This window comes from Citrobacter sp. H12-3-2, assembly GCF_009649895.1.
Taxonomy (GTDB): domain Bacteria; phylum Pseudomonadota; class Gammaproteobacteria; order Enterobacterales; family Enterobacteriaceae; genus Citrobacter; species Citrobacter portucalensis.
Genome location: NZ_CP045837.1, coordinates 2,415,158 through 2,437,542, shown reverse-complemented (window position 1 = coordinate 2,437,542; position 22,385 = coordinate 2,415,158). Strand labels below are relative to the sequence as shown.

Below are 22,385 nucleotides of genomic sequence, written 5' to 3'. Positions count from 1 at the left end.
AAAACCCCCAGTGGAATTAACGACCGCCCATAATGGCGATGTAATCCTGCGTCCAGCGACTGTAAGGAACGAATTTTCCACCTTCGGCAATCGGCGTTTTCCAGAAGGCAATTTTGTCAAAGTAGCTATAACCGTTGATTTCACAACCCTTTTCACCCAACAGAGGGCTGGCTTTACAACCTTCAGGCACCACTGGCAGAGAACCAAACCAGGCCGCTACGTCGCCCTGTACTTTCGGGGTTAATGACCAGTTCATCCATTTGTAAGCACAAACTGGGTGTTTCGCTTCACTGTGCAGCATGGTGGTATCAGCCCATCCGGTAACCCCTTCTTTTGGGAAAACCGTGGCAATTGGCTGACCTTCGCCTTTCAAGGCGTTAGCCTGATAAGGCCAGGCGCTTGACGCCACCACGCCTTCGTTTTTGAAATCGCTCATTTGCACGGTGGTATCGTGCCAATAGCGATGGATCAGCGCGTGCTGATCGCTCAGGACTTTGATCACCGCCTGATACTGTTTTTCAGTGAGCTGATAGGGATCGGTAATACCCAACTGCGGCTGAGTGGCTTTAACGAATAACGCGGCATCGGCAATATAGATCGGGCCATCGTAGGCCTGAACGCGCCCTTTATTGCTTTTCCCATCCTCAAGTTTTTGCTCAACAAACACCACGCTCCAGCTATCCGGCGGCGTTGGGAAAATTTTGGTGTTATACATCAGCAGGTTTGGTCCCCACTGGTACGGTGCGCCGTAAACTTTTCCGCCAACGTTAAACCATTCGCCTTTTACCACGCGTGGATCGATGGTTTTCCAGTTAGGGATCAGCGCGGTATTAATTGGCTGAACGCGTTTTCCCATAATCAGGCGCAGTGAGGCATCACCAGAAGCGGTAACCAGGTCGTAGCCGCCTTTTGCCATCAGGCTGACCATTTCATCAGATGTGGCTGCCGTTTTTACATTAACCGCGCAGCCAGTATCTTTCTCAAACTGTGAGACCCAGTCATATTGTTTATCGGTTTGCCCACGTTCGATATAACCCGGCCAGGCAATAATATCCAGGCGGCCTTCCGGTTTATCTAATGATGTGGGGGGTTCGGCTGCCTGCGCAGTCATCAGCGTCATACTGAGTGCGCACAGGCTACTGAGGGCAAACTGCTTGCTCATAACGTCTTACTCCTGTCTAAAAAATATTGAGCGGCAGCCTTGCCGTAAATATATGTCCTTTTCTAAAAATAGTCGGGGTGTTGTAAGCGTTCCTGTTGGCGCAAGGAAATTTAATCAGGTTGTGAGCTAACGCTCATTACGCTACAGACTCTGACCTGGGGGTAATCTTCTGGAGTATAGACAATGAGTTAGACGCAGAGGTGGCAATAGTAATAACTATTGATATTTTGTATGGACGCACCCGATATAAATAATACCGTGGTTCAGCATTCACTATTTCGAAAATAAGAACACGCTATTCATTTATATTGAATAGCGCGTTATGGTTTATTTCATCATTTCACGAATTAATTTACCAAGCTGTTTTACGGCCTGCTCTTCGCGATCTCCCCAGTGCCATGCCGTATTAAAACGAATAAAACGTGTCCAGCTTCCCGAGGTCGAGAACATTTTCCCCGGCGCAATACTGATGTGGTGTGCCAGCGCATGGGTACTGAGCACACCAGCATCAAGCGGTTCCGGCAGTTCCAGCCATAGAAAATAACCGCTGTCGTTGTGGTGAATTTTGACTTCCGCCGGAAGATGACGCAGCAGCGTTTGCCAGGCCTGTTGTTTACGTTCCGCCAGTTGCCGACGCAAGCGCCGTAAATGCGCGTCATAGCGCCGGGTTGAAAGATAATCAACAAGGGCAAGCTGCATGGGCGAACTGGTAGATAAGGTGCTCATTAGCTGGAGTCGCTGAATACGCCGGGCATGTTTCCCTGCTGCCACCCAGCCAATACGAAATCCTGGTACCAGACACTTCGAGAAGGACGAACAATGCAGAACGCTGTCGGCGCGATCCCAGGCTTTGGCGGGCAACGGTTTTTCGCGGCCAAAGTACAGCTCGCTGTAAACATCATCTTCAATCAGCATTACGTGGTATTTTTCCAGCAAGGCGACCAGACGCGCCTTTTTCTCTGCGCTGAGCGTAAAACCCAGTGGATTTTGGCTGTTTGTCATTAGCCAGCAAGCTTTTACCGGGTACTCCTGCAACGCCTGCTCCAGCGCGGTGAGATCGATCCCCTCTTTTACGTCGGTGGCAATCGAAAGCGCCTTCAGACGTAATCGCTCCAGGGCCTGCAACGCCCCGTAAAAACAGGGGTTTTCGACAATTACCCAATCACCCGGTTCGGTGACTGCTTGCAGGCTCAGGTTGAGGGCTTCCATCGCGCCGGTGGTGATGACGATTTCATCAGGTGAAATGGTCATCCCCTGTTGAGCATAGCGACGGGCAATGGCATGACGCAGCTCAGCATTCCCCGGCGGCAGGTTTTCAATCACGCTCATGGCGGTGGCAGTTTTACTCACCTGCGCCAACGAGCGATTCAACTGCTGAAGTGGAAACAGCCGCGGGTCGGGGAATGCGGAGGCAAAGGGCATCACTGACGCATCCCGGCTGGCCTGCAACATATCAAAAATGTAGGTATTGATATCCACTGCTTCATCGCGCATGACCTGCACCTGCGGCGCAGCAAATTCACGTTCGGGGCGCGCGGCGACATAATAGCCAGACTGCGGTCGGGCAATAATTCGCCCCTGGCTTTCCAGCAACTGGTATGCGTGTCCGACGGTCATAAAACTCATTCCGCTGCTGACCACCTGCTCACGCAAGGATGGCAAGCGATCGCCTGGCTGCCATACGCCAGACGCAATTTGATCGCGAATTTGCTCTGCCAGTCGCTGGTACTTTTTCATTTTTCGTCCTGATTACCGGTGTCGGTGACAACCACTGTGTATATCAGTTTACATAATCAGGGTATTTTATTTAACTGTTATAGTTAACAGTTTTACAACATCGGTAATGACAGTTCTTTGCCTACGGCGCGTATTTCAAGAAGAGAACGCTATTCAATAACAGGAATCAAGCTTCCAGATTTCATATCAGCGAGTGCAACTTATAACAGCGCTGCAACTGTTATGGTTAAAAAGAACTGTTCTGTTTCTGCCTTCCATTGTTCCTCAGACTTAGAATTGCGCTAAATCAATTTTGCCTGCGGAGTTAAGCATGTTCGGTCTTGACGCGTTTCACCTGGCAAGGATCCAGTTCGCGTTTACGGTATCCTTTCACATCATTTTTCCGGCTATTACTATCGGGCTCGCCAGTTATCTGGCTGTGCTGGAAGGGCTATGGCTAAAAACGAAAAATCCCACCTGGCGATCGCTTTACCACTTCTGGTCGAAAATATTCGCCGTAAATTTTGGTATGGGTGTAGTTTCCGGGCTGGTGATGGCTTATCAGTTCGGCACCAACTGGAGTGGTTTTTCCGAGTTCGCCGGGAGTATCACTGGGCCGTTGCTGACCTATGAAGTATTAACCGCCTTCTTCCTCGAAGCTGGTTTCCTTGGGGTGATGTTGTTTGGCTGGAATCGGGTTGGTCCAGGACTTCATTTCTTTGCCACCTGCATGGTCGCACTGGGTACCATTATTTCAACCTTCTGGATCCTCGCCTCCAACAGCTGGATGCAGACACCGCAAGGCTATGAAATAGTTAACGGCCAGGTCGTTCCCGTCGACTGGTTCGCCGTTATTTTCAATCCCTCATTCCCCTATCGTCTGCTGCATATGTCGGTTGCCGCCTTCCTGAGCAGCGCGTTGTTTGTTGCTGCCTCGGGGGCATGGCATTTGCTGCGCGGGAATAACACACCAGCAATTCGAGCGATGTTTTCGATGGCGCTGTGGATGACATTAATCGTCGCTCCATTGCAGGCCTTGATTGGCGATATGCACGGTTTGAATACGCTGAAGCATCAGCCGGCAAAAATTGCTGCGATTGAAGGACACTGGGAAAATCGCCCCGGTGAACCGACTCCGCTGCTGCTGTTCGGCTGGCCGGATATGGAGCAGGAACGCACCCGCTATGGGCTGGAAATCCCGGCGCTGGGCAGTCTGATCCTGACCCATAGCATGGACAAACAGGTTCCGGCCCTAAAAGAGTTTCCTAAAGAAGACAGGCCCAACTCCACCATGGTGTTCTGGTCGTTTCGCATAATGGCCGGGCTAGGCATGCTGATGATCCTGTTGGGCGCGTTTGCCCTGTGGCTGCGCTATAAGCAGCGTTTATACACCTCGCGCCCTTTTCTGCGCTTTGCCTTATGGATGGGCCCCTCCGGTCTGATTGCCATCCTTGCCGGTTGGGTGACCACTGAAGTTGGCCGTCAGCCTTGGGTGGTTTACGGTCTGCAACGTACGGCGGATGCGGTTTCTGCACATGGCGATTTACATATGAGCATCAGCCTGCTGTCCTTCTTTGTGGTGTACAGCTCAGTGTTTGGCGTGGGTTACAGCTACATGATCCGCCTGATCCGTAAAGGGCCACAGGAAGATGACCCGACCATTCCGCCAACAGGCACGCCTGCCCGGCCGCTTTCAGCCGCCGTCCTCGATTCTCAACCGGAGGCACATCGCTAATGGGTATCGATTTATCAGTTATCTGGTTTGTGATTATCGTCTTCGCCACGCTGATGTATATCGTGATGGACGGTTTTGATCTCGGGATTGGCATTTTATTCCCAGCGATTCAGGACGCTGACGACCGCGATGTTATGGTCAACAGCGTCGCCCCGGTATGGGACGGCAATGAAACCTGGCTGGTGTTGGGCGGAGCCGGATTATTCGGCGCTTTCCCCCTGGCCTATGCGGTGATTGTCGATGCGCTGACGATCCCGTTGACCCTGATGCTAATCGGCCTGATTTTTCGCGGCGTCGCGTTCGAGTTTCGCTTCAAAGCCACACCGGCTCACCGACCATTCTGGGATAAAGCCTTTCTCGGCGGTTCAATCCTCGCGACATTCACGCAAGGTGTCGTGGTGGGTGCCGTACTCAACGGGTTTTCCGTTACCGGACGCAGCTACAGCGGCGGTCCTTTCGACTGGTTGACCCCGTTCACGTTGTTCTGCGGCGTTGGTCTGGTCGTGGCTTACGCCCTGCTGGGGGCGACATGGCTGGTGATGAAAAGCGAAAATCCGTTGCAGGATAAAATGCGCAGTGTGGCCAAAAAACTGCTGCTGGCAATGTTGGTTGTGATTGCCATTATCAGCCTGTGGACACCACTGGCACATAGCGCGATTGCCGAGCGTTGGTTTAGCCTGCCCAACCTTTGGTTCCTGATGCCGGTTCCGCTGCTGGTTGCGCTTATCAGTCTCTGGCTGTGGCGTTCGCTGGGGCAACATAACTGCCATACACTGCCTTTTGTATTAACGCTGGGGCTGATTTTTCTCGGGTTTAGCGGGCTGGGGATCAGTATCTGGCCACATATCATTCCACCGTCTATTACGCTCTGGCAGGCGGCGGCTCCGGCACAAAGTCAGGGCTTTATGTTGGTTGGCGCACTGCTGATTATCCCGATAATCCTGGGGTACACCTTCTGGAGCTACTACGTTTTCCGCGGGAAAGTTCAACATGGTGAGGGGTATCATTGATGCAACAAACAATCTGGAAACGCCTGATGTGGCTGGTGATCCTCTGGGGCGGCAGCGTGCTGGCCCTGGCCGCCGTTGGTATGTTCTTTCGTCTCCTGATGACGGCCGCCGGATTTAAGTCCTGAATCTCGCCCTGATCACACCCGGTCAGCGCGCTGCACTGCCCGGGTGTTACAAATCCCAACATCGACTAAACAAAAATGTAAAAAACATCGAAATGGCAAAACAGAGATTGTCATTAACCCGATTAAAATATTGAATAGTCACCGGGCGAAATTATCGCCAATTCCGCAGCTAACGTACCAGAGGGTGCATGATGTTTAAGAAAGGGTTAACGGTGTTATTGCTGGCCAGCGCGCTTTTTTCCGGTCAACTTTTCGCTACTAATCAGGGACATGAATATCTTCAGGTGCAGGATGCCGATCATTTACTACGACACACGGCCGACAGCGATGAACTTCGAGTGACGGCGGAAGAATCCGCCGCCGATCTTCGTGAGCACCATCACTGGCAAAAATCACGCAAACCCGATACACATCTGAGCTAACGATTAACCTTTGCGCTTTGGCAGTGTCTTCATCAGTTCTTCTGGACTGACCGAAGCCACGACGCTGCCCGGCAACGGCATCTTCAGAATGTGGTGCTTCATCTTGCCGATTACGTGCATTTCGCACGGTCGGCAATCAAATTTCAGCGTCAGGACTTCATCGCCGTTAACCAGTTGCATCGGTGTTGCTTTCCAGCTTTTGATGTTACCTTTCGCCTGTTTCGGACACAGGTTAAAGGCGAAACGCAGGCAATGTTTGGTGATCATCACCGGCACTTCGCCCTTTTCTTCATGTGCTTCATAGGCTGCATCAATCAACTGAACGCCATAACGGTGATAAAACTCACGCGCTTTTTGGTTGTAGACGTTAGCCAGGAAACTCAAGTGCGTTTGTGGATAAACCGGCGCTGGCTGAGATACCGGTTTGCGGCTACCGCGCTGATAGCTTTGCAGGCGCGCTGCATCCAGCATATCAACGGCTTCACGCCGGAACTGATTTAGTTGACCGTTTGGCACAAACAGTGCGCCCGGCAGATTCACCTGAATATTACGGGCGTAGTACATCGTCTGACCAAGTTTTGCCAGTCCGTCCTGTAGGTTACTCAACGCTTTTTCCGCATTGTTCGCTTCCTCAAACTGGCCGTCCAACGTATGGGTGATACTCACGCCCTCTTCACTGGTGAGCGTCAGAATCAACTGCTCCTGCCAGCCGCCGAGCTCAATATCGATCGCAACACGGCGTTCGCTGGAAGTTTTTGTTAACGCTTGCTGCCAGTTATGATCGAGGTTGCGATTCAGCGGATGATGCGGACGCACTTTGTGCAGGTCGGCAGGCATTTCATTCGGCCATACCCGATAACGATTGTTCCCCGTTTTTTCCACGGTGTTGGCGCGAAATCCAACAACCTCACGTTTGATTAACACGTTCAGGCCATCCCCGTTTGCCAGCGGTTCAGTCACCTCAACATCGAGATGATCTTTCGCCACCTTCAGGACTTCGCCGACCGGTAAACCGATAAACTTTGGTGAGTCGAATGCGCCAATATCCCCTTTACGGGCATTCACAAAATAATCGGTACTGCCGCGATGGAAGGTTTTCTCTGTGGATGGAGTAAAGAAATGTTCGGTACGTCCCGCTGATGAACGGGCCAGATCGCCGCGCTCTTCAATAATGGCGTCGAGCATCTGGCGATAATGCGCGGTAATATTCTTCACATAACTCATGTCCTTATAGCGCCCTTCAATTTTGAAGGAACGCACACCTGCGTCAATCAACGCGCCCAGGTTGGCGGTCTGATCGTTATCTTTCATCGACAGCAGATGTTTTTCATAGGATACCACGCGCCCCTGATCGTCTTTCAGGGTATACGGCAGACGGCAAGCCTGGGAACAGTCGCCGCGGTTAGCGCTGCGTCCTGTTTGTGCATGTGAAATATAACACTGCCCTGAATAGGCAACGCACAGCGCACCGTGAATGAAAAACTCAATGGTCGCATCAGTAGCCTGATGGATAGCGCTAATCTGCTCAAGGCTCAGTTCGCGCGCCAGCACAATCTGGGTGAATCCCACATCGGATAGAAATTTCGCCTTCTCAACGCTGCGAATATCGCACTGGGTGCTGGCGTGCAGTTCAATCGGGGGAATATCCAGTTCAAGAATCCCCATATCCTGCACGATCAGGGCATCAACGCCGGTCTGATACAGATCGGTAATTAACCGTTGTGCGGGCTCCAGCTCATCATCATGCAAGATCGTGTTTAGCGTCACAAAGATTTTTGCCCCGTAACGATGGGCAAAAGGCACTAATTCGGCAATATCTTTCAGGCTATTACTGGCGTTATGACGCGCGCCAAAACCTGGTCCACCAATGTAAACGGCGTCTGCGCCGTGCAAAATGGCTTCGCGCGCAATGGCGGTATCCCGAGCCGGGCTTAACAATTCAAGGTGATGAGGCTGCTGGCGCATACAGTTGTTACCATCCACAAGCGGTAAAAATGGCGGTTATTGTAGTCACAAGCGCGGCGTTTCGGAATAGTTTTCCCGATTAACCGCGTGGGTAATGGATCAGCGAGTGAAAATGAACCGTTTGCTCGCTACTGTTACGGTAGCTATGTGCCGTATCTCCGGCGAAACGGACACCCTCACCGGATTTAAAGGTGCGCCACTGCCCCTCAATACTCATATCCAGCAGACCACTAATCACCACCACGTGCTCAATTACGCCGGTTTCATGCGGAGTAGATTCACTGAGCGCGCCGGGTGCCAGCAGTATCGAAAAATGATCGAAACACAACTGAGGATCCCACGGGAACAGCGGTGTGACGACCATCGTCTGGTGTTGGGGATCAAAAGTCGAGGAGCCCTCTGAATCAGGTGGTGAAATAAACGTCGAAAATGGAACATTCAGCCCGGTGGCGATTTTCCACAGGGTCGCCACTGTAGGGCTGGATTCATTGCGCTCAATCTGCCCTAGCATCGCTTTTGACACGCCGGTTTCCTCCGCCAGACGCGAGAGACTCCATTCCCGCTGGTGGCGTAGCGTTCTGAGCGTCGTCGCCAGATAGTGAGTTAAGTTATCCATATTTCTCCTCCTTCGCCCTTCCTTATCAAGGCTACAGCTTAGCACTTGTACGCTATAACGCACAGTGCTACAGTGACTGACCGTTATAACGCACGCGGAGTTGCTATGCGCACATTTTCCATCCCCTTGCCTACAGTTTTGTCGGGTTTTGTGGCTGTCCTGGTCGGCTACGCCAGTTCAGCGGCCATTATCTGGCAAGCGGCGCTCGCCGCAGGTGCGACGACCGGACAAATCGCAGGCTGGATGACCGCACTGGGGCTAGCAATGGGGGTCAGTACGCTGGCGCTGACATTGTGGTATCGCGCCCCTGTACTCACCGCATGGTCAACGCCCGGTGCCGCGCTGCTGGTGACGGGCCTGCAAGGGGTATCGATTCAGGATGCTATCGGTGTTTTTATCGTGGCTAATGCGTTGATTGTGCTGTGCGGTATAACCGGGCTGTTTGCCCGCCTGATGAAAATTATTCCCCACTCGCTGGCATCAGCCATGCTGGCCGGGATCTTGCTGCGTTTTGGTTTGCAGGCGTTCAATAGCCTGAACAGTGAGCTTATCTTGTGCGGCAGCATGCTGCTGGCGTGGTTAGTACTAAAAGTGATTGCCCCACGGTATGCCGTTATCGCAGCAATGTTGGTAGGTATAGCCATCGCCCTGGTTAAAGGTGACATTGTCACCGATGGTGTTAATCTGTCACCGGTGTTGCCAGCGTTTATTGCACCACACTTTTCATTAGCCCACAGTATCAGTATTGCGCTACCGCTGTTTCTGGTCACTATGGCTTCGCAAAATGCCCCCGGTATTGCGACCATGAAAGCATCTGGATATTCGTTACCCGTTTCACCCCTGATTGTTTTTACGGGTCTGTTGGCACTGCTATTTTCGCCGTTTGGCGTCTATTCCATCTGCATCGCCGCCATAACCGCCGCAATTTGCCAAAGCCCCGAAGCCCATCCAGATGTAAATCGACGCTGGCTCGCCGCAGCGGCAGCGGGTGTCTTTTACATTCTGGCTGGGGTGTTTGGCGGTTCGGTCACAGGACTGATGGCAGCCCTGCCCGTAAGCTGGATCCAGATGCTTGCTGGTCTGGCATTACTCGGCACGATTAGCGGTAGTTTATTTCAAGCCTTACATAATGAAGCAGAACGCGACGCGGCCATTGTGACTTTTCTGGTTACGGCAAGTGGTCTGACGGTATTTGGCATTGGGTCTGCATTCTGGGGGCTGGTCGTCGGCGGTATCTGCTACTCAGTGTTGACATTATTTCGCCGCGCGTAGCTGCGTTGGCGTTTGACCCGTCACTTGTTTAAACCGGTTACTGAAATGGCTCGCCGAACTGAACCCACAGGCCATTGCAATATCCGACAGGCTGCGTGATGAATAACAGACCAGTTGCTGCGCCAGCGCCATACGGCGTTGCATGACGTACTGATGAGGCGCCATATTCATCGACTGGCGAAACATTCTGGCAAAATGGAATTCACTTAGCGCTGCTTCACCTGCCAGATCGCTCAACGTTATGGGATACGCCAGATGTGCTTCAATATAGGCCAGCACGTTGCGCAATGTGGCAGGCGCAAGCCCTCCGGTGACGACGGGAAGTCGCCATTGCACATTGCTGTAATGCTGGATCAGATGCGTTAACAGTAGTGAAGATGCCGCGCTAAGCGTGAGGTGATTGGCCGGTTGCTGCCAGTCATTACCAAGCAAAAACTGACGGTAAACCGCCGTGATCCCCGGGTCACTGCCAAACGTATGCTCGTCCAGCGTGAAGCTATAGGGGCTTTTGTCCCAGACTTTTTCACCCACTTCGCGCAAATGCGCGTCCGTACAATAGAGATGAACAAAGGAAAGATCGTCACGAATATCCCAACTGGACTCACTCTCTTTCGGCATCAGGCAAAAACGGTCTGGTCCCCCACCATTCTTCCAGCCTCCCGCCGTCTTGTGGTAACTCTCGTAACCATCTGCGATGTATAAACTGAGCGTATGGTGATCGCAATATTGGGTGATGGTATCGCGTTTGTTCGACCAGGCCGCCAGTTGGATCCCTGAATGTAACGCAACCGATTCATGCAGCACGGCATTATGTTTGCGCAAGTTTTCAAAGGCACCGTAGGGCTGAGACATACCATCACATTCAAAATAAGTTAGCAGGCTTTCAGTCTATATCAGCTACATATCGTTAACAGCTGCCTTTTCACTATTACGCTAAAAAAAGCGCAAGATTTTGCAAGTCCACCGCAAGCCGATGAAAGCCTCCTGCATTCCGTCGTGACACAGTGTAAGTCTGACGACAAAAAGAGAGAGTTGTATGAACGCACTGTTGTACTGCCTGGTGGTGGTTATTTGGGGAACGACATGGATTGCGATTTATTTGCAGCAAGGTCCGGTTTCTGCACCGGTTTCTATCTTTTGGCGCTTCGCCGTTGCCAGCTCGGTGATGATAGTGGTCCTGTTGCTAAGCGGTAAATTACGCAAACTGTCTGGCCGCGATCATCTGTTTTGTCTGTTACAGGGCGGATGCGTTTTTTGCTTTAACTTCTGGTGTTTTTATACGGCTGCGGCGTGGATTAATACCGGCCTGGAGTCGGTGATTTTCTCGATGGCCGTCCTGTTCAATGCAGTCAATAGCTTCATCTTTTTTGGGCAAAAACCACCGCTGCGCTTCTATATTGCAGCCGGTCTGGGAGTGACTGGCATCGTCACCTTATTCTGGCAAGATTTGCTCAACAGCGGGTTTAATCATTCACTGTTACTGGGCATCGGTTTGAGCGCTCTGGGAACCTTCGGCTTCTCACTGGGCAATATGATCAGTCTGCGTCACCAGAAAAAAGGGTTAGAAGTGTTAACGACCAACAGCTGGGCCATGCTGTACGGCACATTGCTGATCGCGGCCATTGCGCTGGTACGCGGCGACAACTTCACGCCACAGTGGACATTCAGCTATCTTAGCGCGCTGTTATATCTGGCTATTTTCGGCTCAGTGATTGCCTTTGGCGCTTATTTCACGCTGGTAGGTCGCATTGGTCCCAGTAAGGCGGCATACAGCACGCTGCTGTTCCCTCTGGTGGCGCTGACGCTGTCAACATTGTATGAAGGATACATCTGGCAAGTTAATGCGATTGCCGGATTGGTGTTGATTTTACTGGATAACCTGGTGATGTTTGCCAGGCCGGAAGCGCTGATGGGTAAACTATTCTATCGTCGTCGTGTGGCATAAAAAAACGCACCATCCTGAGATGGTGCGTTCATCATTTTTATTGTGGTTTTTTGTTCACATCAAACATGGAGGCATCGGTCGCCATGTCATCAACAACCTTCTTCAACGTTTCGAACGCCATCGGCGTGCTTTCGTTGTTCAGGTCTTTACCTTCACCCTTACGTACAACTTTAATCACCGGTTTATTGGTCGCTGCATCAATCAACTCACCCTCGAAATAGAGGTTGGTATCCATGGTACGGTGACCCGTCGCCATTTGCGTTCCCGCAACGAGCAGTGCAACCGGGACCACTTCATAGAACTGCAGTCCTTCTTTGCTGGTCGCAACACCGGTAATCGCTCCGCGGAAAATCAGGCTACGTGGCCCTGGGGTTGTAACCAGAGGTTTACGCTGACCGATCGCCGTTTTCAACTTCGTATTGGTATAGGTCAGTAATTGATCAAGAACCTGCTGCCCTACCTGTGTAGTAGGTTTAGGAACCGGATAATACGTTACCGGGTTATACACGATGTTGTCATATTTGGATTCGTTGTAGCTCGGATCAACCCAACGGAGTACCGTTTGTCCCGATGCTGATTTTGTTTCCTTCAGATCAGAGTAATTTTTTAAAAACCCAGAATATTTATCCGGCTCGGTCACTTTTGACGCACAGCCGGATAATGCCAACAAGCCAGTAAGCACTGCAACTTTAAATAAAGTTTGAGTACGCATGAAACGATCCCTTTAGTTTTCGCAATGATGCCTAAAAAGGATAGCAAAACAGTTTCATTTTGGATGTACTAAAAATGGTAAGCACCGCACAATTTTATCTCTGCGCTCAGCACAAAAAATGCTGAACGCAGAAAGAGTTAACCCAAACGGGAGGTTCAGGAAGTTTTGCGTGCCAGCATGGTGGCAAAGCGCAGTTTAATTCGATTACCGTTTTCATCTGTACGATGAAGTTCACCTACGTCTTCGTTATATTTCAGCAGATCCCACCCACTGTAATAGTTGCGTAATTCTCCGGTTTTAAACGCGAACGGAAAACCAACTGTGCACGGAAAATCATCAGTATCCATCGCTGCGACGATTAAGTTATATCCACCCGGTTTAGTACAACGTTGCATATTCTCAATAAGGCCAGGGATTGTTTTGGCTTCAAGAAACATCAGCACAACGGTAGATAGAATAAAATCGTATTCACCCTCAAAACGTAACGCATTAAGGTCAGCGACCTTCGCGTTCAGGTTGGTCAGCCCCTCAGCCGCTTTGATGCGCTCAAGGTTAGCGATGCTCATGGGGTTTTTATCCCATGCAGTAACGTCATAGCCGTTTGCCGCCAGGTACAGGCTGTTTCGGCCGTTACCGCAGCCCAGATCTAACGTTTTACCTGGTGCAACCACTTTTGCCGCTTCAACGACATCGGAATGCGTACGGGTTAAATCATATTTTTCAGTAAAGTAGTTTTCGTCGCAAAGGGTCATTATTTATCCTCAGATTTCAGTAATGCAGCACGCTCCGTGCGGATGAGCAGTTTCCCCTGCATCAGCAATGCAAACGTACGTATCAGTAATAATGCAATGATAAAATTGGTAAAAATAAACAGTGGGATAGACAGCGTATGAAAAAATCCTGATTCGCTGCCGTGTCCAAGATGCAATCCCGTTGTCGCCAACGCAGACACGCCAAACGAGAAGCTCCAGAATGACGCATTAAATGGCTGTGACAAATACCACGGCATAAGGCGTAGCATGAACAGAAGTTGCAGCAGACCATAACCAAATAGCATTTTAGCTAACGTATCCCCCTCGCCACCGTTGACGCTAAGCCAGGCGCTACAGGCCACCAGCGCGGGTGCCAACTGTATACCAAGTGAAGTCCGTAAAACCGTCGGCAGTTCACCGCAGCTACGTAAACGCTGCAGAATCACCGGCTCCAGGCTGAGCCAGGAAAATACCCCGGCGCCCAAAAAAACCAACCCGGCATCGTTGAACCCAAGTGCACCACAGGCCATGGCGCTGATAAAGTTATTGGCAACGGTTGGCAGATACAGACCCGGCGTGGTGGCCTCTTCCGGATGCTCCCCACGCCACAGCCCTGCCGTTTGCCAGGCGGCGTACGCCAGCTGTATCACCACGCCGATGCTGAACAATCCTAACGCCAGCGGTCGATACCACGGTACAAAACCAATCGCAACCAGCATCGTTGTTGCTGGAAACAGACTGACAAAACTGCTCATCACCGGATGACGAATTTCTGCCAGTACGCTGTGCGGAAAACGTAGTAAGCGATTCACAAATGCCAGCGTCAGCAATCCCCAGATGACCATCGCAAGGATGACTAAGCCATCACCAATCCAGTGGCTCACCGGCCACACCTGGCTGGCGTAACGCCACGCAAATCCCATCCCAATTGTACCCAGTACCATGCCAAAATAACCGGCCGGAAGATTGAGGACCCGTTCACTCTGTTTGTTCTTACTCATTTTGTTTATTTTTTAAAGTATATTTGAAATGCATTTTATGGAATATCTGCCGGTTTAGCCAGTGCAGAAAACTTTGCTACGTTTAACTAAGGTGCGCAACATGGAAATGAGCTATGACCAAATACCGTCTAAGCGATGAATCTCGCTCCTTTAGTTACCAGGATAATGGCAATAAAAAAAGTGTATTACTACGCCAAATCATCGCACTCATTGATTTTAATGATGTTAGATCCGGTACGCTCGGTGGCTGGATTGATGATGAAAGCGTTCTGTCGCAAAGCGGTAATTGCTGGATATACGATGAGAATGCGCTCGCGTTTTGCGGCGCGACGATAACCGGAGACGCCCGTATTACACAGGCAAGCGTGGTCAGAGATGGCGCGCAAATTGGTGATGCCGTCTGGATTGACCGAGCAGAAATCAGCCATAACGCGCAAATACGTGACAACGTCACCATTCAGGATTCTGTTGTTCGCGGTGAGTGCCTCATCTGCGGTGATGCACGCATTGTGTGTGACTCTGAAATCATTGCGGCCAGAGGGTTAACCCGTGAAAGCGACCAGCTCCTGCAAATTTACGAGCGGGCGGCAGTCAGCAATTCACGCGTGGTGCATCAGGCGCAAATCTATGGCGATGCGATGATCAATTATGCCTTTATAGAACATCGGGCTGAAGTTTTTGATTTTGCACGGATAGAAGGCAACGAAGAGAATAATGTCTGGATCTGCGATTGCGCCAAAGTCTATGGGCATGCACGCGTCATCGCCGGAACGGATGAAGACGCCATTCCTACCCTGCGCTACAGCTCGCAGGTGGCGGAACACGCGGTGGTTGAAGGTAACTGCGTGCTGAAACACCACGTGCTGGTTGGGGGGCATGCGCAATTACGTGGCGGACCGCTCCAGCTTGACGGTCACATCCTTATTGAAGGCCATGCCTGTATTCTGGGTGAAGTGCTGATCGAGCATCATATTGAGATAACCGATCAGGCCCAAGTTGAAGCCTTTGATGGCGATGCGATCCATCTGCGCGGGCCAAAAGTGATTAACGGCGAACAACGTATCACGCGCACCCCTATCGCCGGTTTATTCTGAAGAGCCATCAATGATGCGGGCGTAGAGATTCATGTCATGGTAATCGCCATTAAGGAACTCCGCCTGTTGCATACATCCTTCCAGTCGGAAGCCATTGCGCAGTGCAACCTGGTTGCTCTTGACGTTATTTACACGACATTTAATCACGAAGCGGCGAATCTCCTGGCGCTGCGCATAATGATGAATCATTGCCTGTAGCGCCTGAGACAGAATGCCTTTGCCCTGGTGCTCTTCATCCAGCCAATAACCAATATAAGCGGCTTTGTTCAGCGGCTCTATCTGGTTAAACGAGATAACGCCAGCCACCTCCCCTTGTTCGAAAATAAGGAACATTTTGGCGTAGCCGCGCTGGTGCAACATCATATTCCCCTGCACGTTCTTACGCGTGTCGTCCTCAGATTCGACAAACTGCGGCCAGTTCAGTGACTGTTGGAGCCAGGTTTTATTTTTAAGCACCAACTGATGCAGAGGGGTGACGTGGTGTTCTTCTACCGCCCGCAGTTCCAGCGCGTCACTAACGATAATTATTTCTGACATGTTTATCTCCTTTGCGATCGTAAACGGGGCATTTCTGACTGGCAGTAGCCGATATTACTCTGTTTAGCGCCGGGAATGTCTTATTTTTATGCTGTAACAGCAATCACTTAGAAAGAATCTCTGGCGTGGAACCCGTTACTCTGGTGATCCGGGTATCCCCTCATGGATAGACCGTAATGATGACAATAACACTTTCATTCTATTGCTAAGGAGCAAGCATGGCAGCACCTTTGGGTCGTTTAGCACTTATTCCGCTTTTACTGATTACCGCCTGTCACCAACCTGTTTCTACCACGCAAGCGGGCCCCGTTCCCTTTGCCGTCAATAAGCAACAGGTCGTGGATAATACCACGCTGGAAATTTCCCGTAGCGCGCTGGAATATAACATTCATAAAGTTCAGCAACTGCTGGGAGATAAAACCCGGATGTGCGCCATTCTTAAAGGCGACGCGTATGGCCACGATCTCTCACTGGTAACGCCAGTGATGATGCAAAACGGCGTACAATGTATTGGCATCGCCAGCAACGAGGAGATTAGTACCGTTCGCCTGTCAGGCTATACATCGCAGCTCATGCGCGTGCGTAACGCGACGGAAAAAGAGATGCGCCAGGCGGCGGATTTCGATACCGAAGAGCTTATCGGTAATCTGGATATGGCTAAGCGTCTAAGTGCAATCGCTCAGGAGAAAGGTAAAACTATTCGTATCCATCTGGCGCTGAACTCTGGCGGTATGTCGCGTAACGGTCTGGAAGTCAGTACCGCTGCAGGTCTGGAAGAAGCACGCGCTATTTCCGCATTACCTGGCCTGAAAATTGTCGGCATCATGTCGCATTTCCCGGAAGAAGATGCGGCAGTGGTAAAACGCGATCTGGCCCGTTTCAATACGCAATCAGCCCAGGTACTGAAAATTACCGGGCTTAAGCGCGAAGATGTCACCCTGCATGTCGCGAATACGTTCGCTACCCTGACCGTTCCAGAATCCTGGCTCGACATGGTGCGTGTTGGCGGTATTTTCTATGGCGATACCATCGCCAGCACCGAATACAAACGCGTCATGACGTTTAAATCTGCCATCGCGTCGGTAAACCATTACCCCAAAGGAAACACCGTCGGATATGACAGAACCTATACCCTTAAACGTGATTCCGTTCTGGCCAATATCCCGACAGGTTATGCCGATGGTTATCGCCGTGTGTTCAGTAATGCAGGGCACGTGCTGATCCGCGGCCAGCGGGTTCCGGTACTGGGTAAAACATCCATGAATACCGTGATCGTCGATGTAACCGATTTGCCGCAGGTTGCATCCGGTGATGAAGTGGTGCTGTTCGGTAAACAGGGAAATGCGCAGGTTAGTGCAGAAGAAGTCGAAGAAATTAGCGGCGCGTTGTTCACTGAAATGTCGATCCTCTGGGGGGCGACGAACAAACGCGTGATGGTCGATTAACACCTAAAAACAGGAAGGGCTTCCGTTTCTCGCAGGAAGCCCTTTTACACAGCAAGCGCCGTTCTACTTAGCTCTCACTGACACTCTCTTTTTGCAATATTTTGAGCAGATCTTCCTTCAGGTGGAGTTTCTGTTTCTTAAGACGAACAATGTCCAAACTATACCCCCGACCATCCGAACCTTCCAGTCTGGAGATCTCATGATCAAGGCTGTTGTGTTTTTCGAATAAGGACAGAAAGCGAGGGTTCTCGGATTTCAGTCGGGAAATAAGGTCTCTGTATTCTGGAAACATACTTTCTCCCTGTTAGTGGACAAGAACGTGTATAAGAAATACACACCCACAGAGTACCCATTTGCCATACAGAAAAATGCGAACAGGATCGAGTAAATAGTGTACAGAGTCGTTATGAGGATGATTGCAGATACGGCTCCCCATCAGGAGAGCCGTAAAGGGCATGATTAACGCATCTCGCGGTCGTCAACGTACTGACGTTTATCCGGCGCTGGCGGGAAGTACTGATACAGCCAGGTTTCGCTGATGGCGTCACCCTGACAACGCAGGAACATACGCATATCTACCGGATCGGTTGAGTCAGAGGTCGGATACCAGTCAAACTGAATGCGATAACCGTCGATAGGCTCCACGTAGAGGATCTCAATCTGTTTCGCTTCACCGCTGGAGAGCGTAATCACCGGTTCAATGCCTTTCGGCGCAGCCGCTTTTAGATCGCCACCAACGAAGTCAACGGCAAAACGACGCGCCCATTTTTCTGGGTAATGCTCGCCCGGTGCCCATCCTTCCGGGAAACCGCCCATGCCTGTCCGGGTCGCCATCACGCGAGCCAGCGGTGAACGCACCGGCGGCTGAGCGCTCCAGTACAGGCGATATTTGAATTCCAGCTCATCGCCAGCTTTGATCTTCTTGTCCGGCTGCCAGAAGCAGACAACGTTATCCAGCGTTTCGCCGGTCGTCGGGATCTCCATCAGACCGATGGTCCCCTTGCCCCACTGGTTGCGCGGTTCGACCCACAGGCTTGGGCGCTTGTTATACCAGCCCATGATGTCCTGATAATGGGAGAAGTCGCGATCGAGTTGCAGCAAGCCAAACCCTTTCGGGTTGTTATCGGTATAGGCGTTGAACTGCAGCTTTTGCGGGTTATTCAGCGGACGGCAGATCCACTCGCCATTGCCCCGCCACATCGCCAGACGATCGGAGTCATGGATTTGCGGGTGAATAGTGTCGCACATCCGACGCTCGTTGTTGCCACAGCTGAACATGCTGGTCATCGGCGCAATGCCGAGCTGCTTGATGTCTTTGCGCGCATAGATGTGGTTTTGTACATCCATAATCACCTGCGTTTTCTCGCAGTGGATCACGAACTTGAATGCGCCGGTTACGCTTGGACTGTCGAGAAGCGCATACACGGTAAAGGAGGTTGCGCCCGGTTTAACCGTTTCGAACCAGAAAGAGGTGAAATCAGGAAACTCTTCTTTGCTGTCGGTGTAGGTATCTACCGCCAGACCACGGGCCGATAAACCGTACTGATAGGTGTCATCCACGGCGCGGAAATAGCTGGCGCCCAGGAAAGAAACGACATCGCGGCGGGCCAGTTCTGGCGCTTTAAACACGCGGAATCCAGCGAATCCGAGGTCAGTCTGCCCTTCCAATTGTTTGGTATCCACACCCGCGTCGTTGTATTTAAACAGTTCCGGACGGAAGTGAATTTCACGCGCCATATGCGTACTACCATCAACCGAGAACATGCGTACACGACGACGGAAGCCCATTCCCACGTGGAAGAACTGCGCATCAAGCTGACGATTTTCAACATTGTTCCACAGAGACTGCTCTGCGTCATATTGAATGCTGTTGTAGGCCTGCGGCGTCAGTTTCGCCAGCGTGTCCGGTAACGCGCGTGGTGCGCCGCCCCAGGGTTTCTGTGCTAAGTCATGGGCCATCGATTGCAGAACGGAAAAATCAAAACGTACGGTTTTTCCGTCTGCAATGTCAGACTCTGCCGCAAAGGCGGCGCGGGAAAAGAGTGATGCAATACCACTGGTTCCGCACACGGCGGCCATTGCCATTGAACCTTTAATAAATCGTCTGCGATTCATGCCTGAAAGTGAGTCCTTCTGGTCGTGTAAATGGTCCCGCGCCGGTCAAAATCTGCGGCATGAGAGTGCACATTTCTGACCGCTCACTCTAGACAAAATTCATTAATAATCCAATTGTTGGTCGCCGATTATCTGTACAAAATCGAAAATATTTTATGTCGATGGGAACAGACCGAATCCCATGTAAATTCCATTAAAGTAAACCACACCGACGTTTACTTCGCTCTTGAGCCTCCTGATACAGCGCAAACTCATCATAAACCGCGCAACCCAGCGCCTGTTCAAACGCGTCGCGGCTGGAATTTCCGTGGCTGCGAGCCTGTGTTTCATTGCCCAAATTGGACTGGAAAATTCCTGCGGCGCTCACCGGTAAAAAATCTTCGTAGGTGATGGGTTGCGCAACCAGCCAGCCCCGTTCAATAAGCGGCTGCGGATCGTCATCAGGGCGAATCGCCTGCCGATGCGCTTCACCCGATGGCGTCAGACGATAGCGGAACCAGGCTAGCCCCTGCTGGCGCAGCAGGAATTCGCTGTCCGGGAAGGCTTTAAACACCTCCTGAAGATGTAGCTGGTGCGTCAGATTGTCTTTCCCCGTTCCCGCTTTATTCAGCAATTCGTCGTACAACGCCCTACCTTTCGGCGTCAGGGCCACGCCGCGCTGTTCGATCTCACCAAAACGTGCCGTGTGAGTGCCGCGCATTTCACCGGCAAACAACACCGGTTCTTCCAGCGCTTTGAAACTGGTCTGACGCAATAAAATGGGCACCTCGCGGCGCGGCGGCCCTTCAATCAGTATTTTCGGTTCAATGCCGCATTCCGGCATCATCGACTGCACCCGGTCAATATCCAGCGTTCGCGGTGTCAGATGGTTGATATGACAACCGGGGAAGCACACCACATCGGCAATCAGCCGGTGTTCGTTGTGTAATGCGTGATAGGTCGCTTCATCGACCGTGGCATGCTGATGCCAGCGGAATGTTTCCAGCGCTTCATGCACAAATTCTTGCGCCTGTTCAGATGTAAAACTGCCCTGCGCATCAAATTCATCCAGCAGTTCGTGGCAACGGCGAGTGAAAATATCGCGTTTCGCTAGGATCTCAGCGGCTTTTTGCCGCAGCGCGGCGTTTTCGATTAGTTCGAGCCGTAATAACGAGGTGAATACCCGAAACGGGTTGCGCGATAGCGAGGCATCGTCGATGGGACGAAAGGCTGTGGAATGTACAGGGACGCCCGCCTGGGAGAGATCGTAATAACTCACCGGATACATGCCCATAACGGCAAACATCCGGCGCAGCGTAGAAAGCTCCTGCGCGGTACCCACTCGAATGGCACCATGACGCTCAACGTTTAGCCGGGCCAGTTCATCCGCATTCGCCAGTTTTTCATGCAGCGTCGGATTATTTTCCAGTACCGCCAGATTCACATCAGCGACAAGTTCCAGCAACGTGCCGTACTGCGGGACTTCCTGCTGGTACATTGCTGACATTGCCTGCGAAAATTGTTCCCGAATCTCATCTGCCGTGATGGTGTTCGCCATAATGTCATGCCTCCAGTGAATATTACCTGGAGTGTAGAAAACGCCGCTGACTCCGGTGGGAAGAATTTACAAAGTGTGACCCCGCGTAAACTTCCCACCCATACAAAAGATGAACAGTACCTACTGGCGTGGTTTCAAATGACTTTCCAGCCAGGGCAGCATCTGTTTTTTACGGCTAAGCATACCTTCTACCTTGCAAGGCTGCGGGATGTCTGAAAGTTCTGATCCAGCAAACCATAGGCTGGTGTCACCCAGATTGATGTCAGTGAGCATCAGCACGACTAACGCAGCGTTCTTTTCTTCTGCATAGCGCGCCATTTCCTGACGGAGATCGTCCAGCACCGCATCCACCTGTTGCAGCGCATACAGTTCGAGCTGTGCTACACAGACTGAATGTCCATGGATGGTGAAAGTTTTAATGTCTTTCTGCAAAAGTTCCCGGGCGCTCATCCCTTCCACGCTTGTTTTAGCTGACAGCAGGTCGCGACTGAAAGCGTCAAGATCCACTCCGGTTTTTTGGGCCAGCGCATCAACCGCCAGGCGATCGTCAGTGGTCGTCGTTGGTGAACGAAGCGTGACAGTGTCACTCAATACGGCGCCGAGCAGTAAAACAGCCTCAGCTGAATATAATTGATTGCGTTCATCCTCCGTCATCAGTTGCCACAGCAGGGTTGCGCTACTGCCGACAGGCTTCACCCACACTTCCGGTGGCAGACGGGTGACTAACCCACCAAGTCGGTGATGATCTATAATTCCCACCACGTTACTTTCTGTTAACGATTCCGGTCCCTGGGCCGGCTCGGTGAAATCGACCAGCCAGACATCACGATCGGTCAGTTCAAACGTCAACCGTTCAGGCATCGTCAGACCCGCATGCTCAAAGATAAACTGCGTTTCGCGGTTAGGCTCGCCCAAACGCCATGCCGTCGCCTGCTGGCCACGTAAACTAAGCCAACGCGCCGTCATTGCGGCGGTGCAGATGGCATCGCTATCGGGATTAAGGTGCCCTATTACATGTATCATTCATCAGTGCCTTGTGAAGAGAAATCGTTCAAAAGTAAACAATCACCAAAGTATAACGACTGGGCACACTCCCTTCCATGATCCCACCACCCAGCAATGCTGTACAAAACATAAGCAAAATAAATCAGTTGTAAGTAAAACATGATAAATGTTAATAATATTTTGCTATCAAGTTATCAAAAACAAACAACTTTACTTGTC

The 22,385-nt window shown here is 51.3% G+C and carries 21 protein-coding genes; 8 read left to right on the top strand and 13 right to left on the bottom strand.

The genetic code is table 11. The features are described 5' to 3' along the window. Positions 1–16: 16 nt before the first annotated feature. The gene (gene ydcS, locus GHC22_RS11670; protein WP_153753019.1) at positions 17–1,162 is read right to left on the bottom strand and encodes a putative ABC transporter substrate-binding protein YdcS; all 1,146 of its coding nucleotides are present in this window, start codon (positions 1,160–1,162) and stop codon (positions 17–19) included. A gap of 327 nt (positions 1,163–1,489) precedes the next feature. Beyond that, a complete protein-coding gene (locus GHC22_RS11665; RefSeq protein WP_153753018.1) occupies positions 1,490–2,899 on the bottom strand; it encodes a PLP-dependent aminotransferase family protein in 1,410 nt (469 codons plus the stop codon). A 310-nt stretch (positions 2,900–3,209) separates the two neighbouring features. Here GHC22_RS11665 and GHC22_RS11660 point away from each other — a divergent pair, with 310 nt between their 5' ends. From GHC22_RS11660 to GHC22_RS11645, 4 genes are all read left to right on the top strand, one after another. Continuing rightward, the gene (locus tag GHC22_RS11660; protein WP_153753017.1) at positions 3,210–4,613 is read left to right on the top strand and encodes a cytochrome ubiquinol oxidase subunit I; all 1,404 of its coding nucleotides are present in this window, start codon (positions 3,210–3,212) and stop codon (positions 4,611–4,613) included. Then, positions 4,613–5,623: a cytochrome d ubiquinol oxidase subunit II gene (cydB, locus tag GHC22_RS11655; RefSeq protein WP_153753016.1), complete on the top strand. Its 1,011-nt coding sequence runs from the start codon at positions 4,613–4,615 to the stop codon at positions 5,621–5,623. The genes GHC22_RS11660 and cydB overlap by 1 nt, the downstream gene beginning before the upstream one ends. After that, entirely contained in the window at positions 5,623–5,748 is a 126-nt protein-coding gene (locus GHC22_RS11650) for a DUF2474 domain-containing protein (protein ID WP_003020230.1), read from the top strand. Before cydB ends, GHC22_RS11650 begins: the two co-directional genes overlap by 1 nt. A 191-nt stretch (positions 5,749–5,939) precedes the next feature. Further along, positions 5,940–6,170 (top strand): DUF2554 family protein, encoded by a 231-nt coding sequence (locus GHC22_RS11645; protein ID WP_003020233.1) that lies wholly within the window; start codon positions 5,940–5,942, stop codon positions 6,168–6,170. Between the two features lie 3 nt (positions 6,171–6,173). Here the strand turns inward: GHC22_RS11645 and rlhA are convergent, their stop codons facing one another. Both rlhA and GHC22_RS11635 read right to left on the bottom strand, forming a co-directional pair. Continuing rightward, on the bottom strand, positions 6,174–8,135 hold the full coding sequence (gene rlhA, locus GHC22_RS11640; RefSeq protein ID WP_048227579.1) for a 23S rRNA 5-hydroxycytidine C2501 synthase: 1,962 nt from the start codon (positions 8,133–8,135) through the stop codon (positions 6,174–6,176). A 79-nt stretch (positions 8,136–8,214) separates the two neighbouring features. Continuing rightward, positions 8,215–8,751 carry a helix-turn-helix domain-containing protein gene (locus GHC22_RS11635; RefSeq protein WP_153753015.1) on the bottom strand — a complete coding sequence of 179 codons (537 nt, stop codon included), beginning with the start codon at positions 8,749–8,751 and terminating at the stop codon, positions 8,215–8,217. Between the two features lie 105 nt (positions 8,752–8,856). On the opposite strand from GHC22_RS11635, the gene GHC22_RS11630 reads away from it, so the two are divergent. Then, positions 8,857–10,023: a benzoate/H(+) symporter BenE family transporter gene (locus GHC22_RS11630; RefSeq protein WP_048235317.1), complete on the top strand. Its 1,167-nt coding sequence runs from the start codon at positions 8,857–8,859 to the stop codon at positions 10,021–10,023. On the opposite strand, the gene GHC22_RS11625 is transcribed toward GHC22_RS11630, so the two are convergent. Beyond that, positions 10,006–10,875 (bottom strand): helix-turn-helix domain-containing protein, encoded by an 870-nt coding sequence (locus tag GHC22_RS11625; protein ID WP_153753014.1) that lies wholly within the window; start codon positions 10,873–10,875, stop codon positions 10,006–10,008. The two genes, GHC22_RS11630 and GHC22_RS11625, sit on opposite strands and share 18 nt — an antisense overlap. 184 nt (positions 10,876–11,059) lie before the next feature. Here GHC22_RS11625 and GHC22_RS11620 point away from each other — a divergent pair, with 184 nt between their 5' ends. Further along, the gene (locus GHC22_RS11620) at positions 11,060–11,968 is read left to right on the top strand and encodes a DMT family transporter (RefSeq protein ID WP_153753012.1); all 909 of its coding nucleotides are present in this window, start codon (positions 11,060–11,062) and stop codon (positions 11,966–11,968) included. 37 nt (positions 11,969–12,005) lie between these two features. On the opposite strand, the gene GHC22_RS11615 is transcribed toward GHC22_RS11620, so the two are convergent. From GHC22_RS11615 to tehA, 3 genes are all read right to left on the bottom strand, one after another. After that, complete coding sequence (locus GHC22_RS11615) at positions 12,006–12,680, bottom strand: DUF3313 domain-containing protein (protein WP_003833157.1); 675 nt, start codon at positions 12,678–12,680, stop codon at positions 12,006–12,008. A gap of 155 nt (positions 12,681–12,835) precedes the next feature. Beyond that, positions 12,836–13,432: a tellurite resistance methyltransferase TehB gene (gene tehB, locus GHC22_RS11610; protein ID WP_003833160.1), complete on the bottom strand. Its 597-nt coding sequence runs from the start codon at positions 13,430–13,432 to the stop codon at positions 12,836–12,838. After that, entirely contained in the window at positions 13,432–14,433 is a 1,002-nt protein-coding gene (tehA, locus tag GHC22_RS11605) for a dicarboxylate transporter/tellurite-resistance protein TehA (RefSeq protein WP_003833162.1), read from the bottom strand. The genes tehB and tehA overlap by 1 nt, the downstream gene beginning before the upstream one ends. Positions 14,434–14,546: 113 nt before the next feature. On the opposite strand from tehA, the gene ydcK reads away from it, so the two are divergent. After that, the gene (gene ydcK, locus GHC22_RS11600) at positions 14,547–15,527 is read left to right on the top strand and encodes a YdcK family protein (protein ID WP_153753011.1); all 981 of its coding nucleotides are present in this window, start codon (positions 14,547–14,549) and stop codon (positions 15,525–15,527) included. On the opposite strand, the gene rimL is transcribed toward ydcK, so the two are convergent. Further along, on the bottom strand, positions 15,519–16,064 hold the full coding sequence (gene rimL, locus GHC22_RS11595) for a 50S ribosomal protein L7/L12-serine acetyltransferase (RefSeq protein ID WP_153753009.1): 546 nt from the start codon (positions 16,062–16,064) through the stop codon (positions 15,519–15,521). The genes ydcK and rimL overlap by 9 nt on opposite strands. Before the next feature lie 218 nt (positions 16,065–16,282). Here rimL and alr point away from each other — a divergent pair, with 218 nt between their 5' ends. Beyond that, on the top strand, positions 16,283–17,509 hold the full coding sequence (gene alr / locus GHC22_RS11590; protein WP_153753008.1) for an alanine racemase: 1,227 nt from the start codon (positions 16,283–16,285) through the stop codon (positions 17,507–17,509). Between the two features lie 67 nt (positions 17,510–17,576). Here the strand turns inward: alr and GHC22_RS11585 are convergent, their stop codons facing one another. The 4 genes from GHC22_RS11585 to GHC22_RS11570 all read right to left on the bottom strand — a co-directional run bounded on the left by GHC22_RS11585 (position 17,577) and on the right by GHC22_RS11570 (position 22,184). Further along, positions 17,577–17,801, bottom strand: a complete 225-nt coding sequence (locus GHC22_RS11585; RefSeq protein WP_003833168.1) for a YdcH family protein — start codon at positions 17,799–17,801, stop codon at positions 17,577–17,579. Between the two features lie 167 nt (positions 17,802–17,968). Beyond that, the gene (locus tag GHC22_RS11580) at positions 17,969–19,624 is read right to left on the bottom strand and encodes a glucan biosynthesis protein D (protein ID WP_047411098.1); all 1,656 of its coding nucleotides are present in this window, start codon (positions 19,622–19,624) and stop codon (positions 17,969–17,971) included. Positions 19,625–19,817: 193 nt separating this feature from the next. Continuing rightward, entirely contained in the window at positions 19,818–21,161 is a 1,344-nt protein-coding gene (locus GHC22_RS11575; RefSeq protein WP_008784859.1) for a VOC family protein, read from the bottom strand. 120 nt (positions 21,162–21,281) lie between these two features. Further along, complete coding sequence (locus GHC22_RS11570; protein WP_153753006.1) at positions 21,282–22,184, bottom strand: manganese-dependent inorganic pyrophosphatase; 903 nt, start codon at positions 22,182–22,184, stop codon at positions 21,282–21,284. Between the last annotated feature and the right edge of the window lie 201 nt (positions 22,185–22,385).